General features: G+C 57.7%; 2 protein-coding genes. Both read left to right on the top strand.

Features of this window, described 5'->3' with window-relative positions; all coding sequences use genetic code 11:
- Nucleotides 1-1,609 (top strand): M1 family aminopeptidase (locus ACTG3T_RS04365; protein WP_439101042.1); only part of this gene is annotated, 1,609 nt, incomplete at its 5' end.
- A partial coding sequence (locus ACTG3T_RS04360; RefSeq protein WP_439101041.1) for an APC family permease occupies nucleotides 1,606-2,798 on the top strand: 1,193 nt, incomplete at its 3' end. The genes ACTG3T_RS04365 and ACTG3T_RS04360, both read left to right, overlap by 4 nt.

The raw sequence follows: 2,798 nt of genomic DNA, 5'->3' as shown, positions 1-2,798 counted from the left end.
CGAAACAGCGCATATGTGGTTTGGCAACCTGGTGACCATGCGCTGGTTTAACGACGTCTGGACCAAGGAAGTTTTTGCCAACTTTATGGCGGACAAGATCGTGAACCCGCAGTTTCCCGACACCGATCACGACCTCAACTTCCTTGTGAGCCACTACCCCCAGGCCTATGGCGTAGACCGCAGCGAAGGCGCCAACCCCATTCGCCAGCAACTCGACAACCTGAATCTGGCGGGGCAAATGTATGGCCCCATCATCTATCACAAGGCGCCCATCATGATGCGTCAGCTGGAGCTCCTGCTGGGTGAGACCGCTTTTCGTGATGGCCTGCGCAGTTACCTGGACCGTTTCAGCTATGCCAATGCCACCTGGCCCGGACTTATCGAGATTCTCGACGAAAAAACCACCATCGACCTTACCGCTTGGAGTGAGGTCTGGGTCAATACACAGGGCATGCCAGATTTCACGCTCGCGAAGGAAAATGGAAAGGGTTCCCCGTGGGTTTTGCAGCAGCTTGACCCCCAGGGCAAAGGGCGTGAATGGCCCCAGCAGTTTTCTGTGTTGTCGCTAAACGAAGCAAGCGAAGTGAACATGCTCGCGGCCAGAAATGCCCCCCTGCCGGAATCCGTGCAAGACGCGAGCGAGGGAGATTTGCTGCTTAACGCTAACGGCCTGGGTTACGGCCGTTTCCCGGTCAGCGATGCGATTTTTGACGCATGGCAATCGCTGACGCCGCTGCAACGCGGCGTAATGCTGGTGTCGTCCTTTGAAGATCTGCTGGCCAATAACGAAAAAAGCGCACTGAACTACCTCGAGAGGCTTGAGACTGTTCTCATGACGGAGGGCAATGACCTGCTCATCGAACTGGCAGCCAGTCAGCTGCGCTATGTTTATTTCAGTCTGCTCACGGCGGACCAGCGAGATGCGCGCCGCGTTGGCCTGGAGAACAGCCTTTGGCAGACCATAGACTTGCAGGACACGCCCAGCAAAACCAAGCGGTTCTTCGAAATTTACAGCGGACTGGCGCTATCAAAGCCCGCGCTGGAGCGAGTGCGCTTGGTGTGGAGTGGCGACGAGGTGATCGAGAACCTCAGTCTGCAGGAAGCCGAGAAAATCCGCCTTGCTGAAATACTGGCGGTGCGCCTGCCGGATCAGGCCAATGTCATCATAGCCGCGCAGCGTGAGCAGACGAAAAACCCCGACAGGCTGCGACGCCTCAATTTCCTTGCGCCGGCGCTGTCGCCGGATAGTGATATCCGCGACGCATTTTTTGAATCTTTGAGCGATCCGGCCAATCGGGCCACCGAAGTCTGGGTGAGTGACGCGCTCAGAAGGCTGCACGACCCCACCCGACTGAATCATTCGGCCCGTTATGTTTTGCCGAGCCTGAAGCTGCTGGAAGAGATCCAGGTGACGGGAGATATTTTCTTCCCCAGTGCGTGGCTGAACCGAACGCTGGGACCTCACAGCGCCACCGAAGTAGCCGAGCTTGTACGGGAGTTCCTGGCAAAGCGGCCCGACTACAACCCACAACTGCGCATGAAGATACTTCAGGCCGCGGATCCGCTGTTTCACGCCAGCGGACGCAAAAACACACAGCCCTCACTATGACCGAAGAAGCAGCAAACAATACCGAGCAGGGCGCACTCAAGCGCGAGCTCGGCTTGGGGGCGCTGGCGGCTACGGGTATTTGCTCCATGCTTGGGGCATCAGTGTACGTGGTGCCTTTTATGATTCAGCGCAACGTGCCCGGCATCGGGGCCTGGGTGCTCCCGGCGTTTTTGTTCGCGGCGCTACCAGCCATCCTCGCCGCACTGGCCTATGCGATTTTGGCCTCGGCTATGCCCCGCGCCGGCGGCAGCTATCTCTATGCCAGTCGAGGTCTCAGCCCCTATCTCGGTTTTGTTGCAAGCTTTTCCCAATGGTTCGGGCTGTCTATCGTGATCGGCGTCATCGCCTACATTATCGTGCCGTTTATCCGGGACATCGCCCTGGCGCTGCAATGGACTCAAACCGCCGCGCTTCTGGAGAACGGCGCGGTGCGTGTGGGCCTTGCTCTGGCAATGCTCTGGACTTTTGTGGGCACGAATCTGCTGGGATCACGCTTCTACACCCGAACACTTATCCCCTTAATGCTGCTGATGTTTACCCTGGGCGCCGTTGTGGTGATTGCCGGTTTCTCCCACGACCCAAAGGACTTTGCCGAGGGCTTACGGTTGCGGGACAACAAGTCGCTGCTTTCCGCTGCAGACTCGACATTTGATCTGGGCACTTTTTTTGCCGCCGCCGCGATTTTGTTCTCCAGCTTTATTGGCTTTGATTCCATCGCCCAGGCTGGCGGCGAAGCACGAAATCCCCGGCGCAACCTCCCTCTGGCTATCGCCATCGCCATGCTCAGCGTAGGCTCCTTCTATTTTCTGTTTACTGCGGCGGTGTATCACACGGTGCCCTGGCAATTTGTGGCCCAGGAATCGTTGCAACGGGACGTTACCGCGCCGGGACTGCTGAGCTACGTACTTCCCGAGGTGTGGGCGGTAGCGATTATCGCCGGCGCGGCGATAGCCCTGCTGAATGATCTTCCTGCCATGCTTTTAGCAGTCTCCCGTTTGATGTTTGCCTGGGCGAAGGACGGCATCTTTCCCAAGGCCCTCGGGGAGGTGCACCCTCGCCGTCACACGCCGCAGACTGCCATCATTGCAAGTGGCGTGATGGCTACCTTCGGTATATTGGGCAGCCATTTTGCCAGCGATTTTTTCCTGGGCATCGATATCATGGTGACCTCCATGCTGGTGAACTTCAT

The sequence above is a fragment of the Congregibacter sp. genome (assembly GCF_965660375.1).
Classification (GTDB): domain Bacteria; phylum Pseudomonadota; class Gammaproteobacteria; order Pseudomonadales; family Halieaceae; genus Congregibacter.
This window is presented reverse-complemented; position numbering and strand designations above follow the sequence as displayed.